The organism is Thioclava sp. JE_KL1, from assembly GCF_009296265.1.
In the GTDB taxonomy this organism is placed as follows: Bacteria; Pseudomonadota; Alphaproteobacteria; order Rhodobacterales; family Rhodobacteraceae; genus Thioclava.
On sequence record NZ_WBJS01000047.1, the window covers coordinates 1 to 2,242 of the forward strand.

Annotated in this window: 1 protein-coding gene; it reads left to right on the forward strand. The window is 63.0% G+C overall.

All coding sequences use genetic code 11. The annotated features are described in order from the left end of the window. Nucleotides 1–2,172 (forward strand): choice-of-anchor F family protein (locus tag F8R15_RS20800; protein ID WP_152845864.1); only part of this gene is annotated, 2,172 nt, incomplete at its 5' end. Nucleotides 2,173–2,242: the final 70 nt, after the last annotated feature.

Consider the following 2,242-nt stretch of genomic DNA (forward strand, 5'->3'; position numbering starts at 1 on the left):
GCTTTGCTGCTGTGCCTCGGGAATCCGGCCTGGTCGGGCACCTTTGATGACGCACCCGTCATCAGCGTGACCGGCGATGGTCTCATCTTCTCCGATCCGGCGGAAGGCGTGCAGCCGCCCGGCCTCAAGGCCGTGACGGGGGAGGTCAACGCCGACTTTCCCAACACGAACAATCCGAAGGATATCACCAACTGCCTGATGGCGAACACGCCGGATTTCACCTGCACGGCCCCTCCCGGCTCGGGCAAACGGGTGAAGACGCAGCTGACCGGCCCGACGCCGATGGATATCATGCTCTCGACGCAATCGAGCGGCGGCATCACGGAATACTATACCTACGGCAAGACCTCGAACCTCACCGGCGCCCGCATTCTGGCCTTCAAGGTGCAGCTCGGCACCGGCTCGGGTAACAGCTTCACCCCCTTCGACCCGAGCGACCCCCAGACCGCGGCACTCTTCGATCCCGATTACATCTCGAAGTTCAACCTGCCCGACGGGCTCTTCGGCGATGGCGGTCAGGAAGAGGCAGGCATCGGCTTCTTCGACAGCACCTCAGCCGAGATGACCATTGCGAACACCGCCAACACGCTCGACGCGACGAACCTGTCGAATAGCGTTCTGGCCACCTATTTCGGCAACTCGCTGATCGACAACAGCATGCTTCCGAAAGCGATCTTCTGGGACGCGACCGGCACGGCAGTCGCCTCGGACGAGGCCCAGCTCATCGCGTGGTACAACCTGAGCGCCGGCCAGTGGCAATACGGCAATCTGGGCGTCGACAGCTCGACCTATCTGGACAGCAAGCTGCAGGCGATGGCCGACTCGCTGGGCGTGACGGTCGCGGATCTCGGCTATACCGGCGGCGGCGCGGTGCCCGCCGATATCGTCGCGGCGATGCAGGCCAATGGCCTCTACACGCAGGACGTGGTCGAGGATCTTCGCAACCTGAACCTGAACTACATCATCGATCTCGGCGATGTTGCAGGCAGCAATGTCACGATGCGAATCGCGCCGATCTTCGCGCCGATCGTGGAGCAAACGGCGACCCCATACCAGTTCGCGACCGCCGGCCGCCTCGATGCGGCCGCCAATATCCCCTACCTCGATATCGGGAATGCGGAGACCTATCAGACCGCGATCAGCGACATCATGGCGATCGAGGATCCGGTCGCGCGCAACGACATGCTCGAGACGACGGGCTACAGCTTCCTGCCCGCCTTCGGCGCTGTCGGCTTCGAGTTCGGGCAGAACATCACGAAAGGGATCGGTCGTCCGGTTGCGCAGACGCAGAACGGATCGGTCACGCTTTCGACGATGGGCGGGCCGACCTCGTGGAAGATCGGGGACGACACCTATGCCTTCGTCTCGGCGGGGGCACAGAAAGCCAATTACGACCGCACCACCAATGCGATCGGCTATGACGTCAAATCGCATTACATGATGCTGGGCGGCGAGAAATTCGTCGGCAATCAAGTCTCTGTCGGCCTCTTCGGCGGCTACTCGGACGGCACTTCCGATGCCGATCAGAGCCGCGGCAGCATCGATGGCTCCGGCGGCTTCGTCGGTGGCTTCGTGCGGACGGCCTTCGGCAATGGCGGCGCGGCGCAGTTCATGATCGGCTATCAGGATCTTTCCTACGACATGAGCCGCAATGTCATGGGATCGACCGCACGGGCGAGCACGGATGGCCATCAGGTCTTCGGCGCGATCGATGCCGAGTACATGTTCGGCCAAGATCGTCTTCGCTTCGGCCCGACGGGTTCGCTCGAAATGTATCACCTCTCGGTGGACGGCTTCGACGAAACCGGCGCGGGCGCGTGGAACCTGTCCGTCGGGGATCAATCCGGCACCGTGACGGTCGCCTCCGCCGGGATGCGTGGCCAATATGCGCTGTCCTCCAGCGCACAGGCCCCGACGCTGTCCGGTGCGATCAAGTACAACAAGGTCAGCGGCGACGATCAGCTCGTTCAGACCGCCTTCGTCGGGCTGCCCTCCAGCGCAACCCCGGTCGATGGCTTCGACATGAACTGGGTGACGGCGGATGTCGGGATCGACGTGCCGCTCAGCCAGACCGGGACGTTCTCCTCCAGCCTGCATGCCGGGATCTCGGGGACCTTCTCGAGCGACTATGAGAGCCACGCGCTGCAGCTTTCCTTCAACGCGAAGTTCTGAGCGCGAAGTTCTGAGCGCTCACAGGCCCAAACAAAGACACCGCGGCGCTTTTCAGCGCCGCGGTGCATTT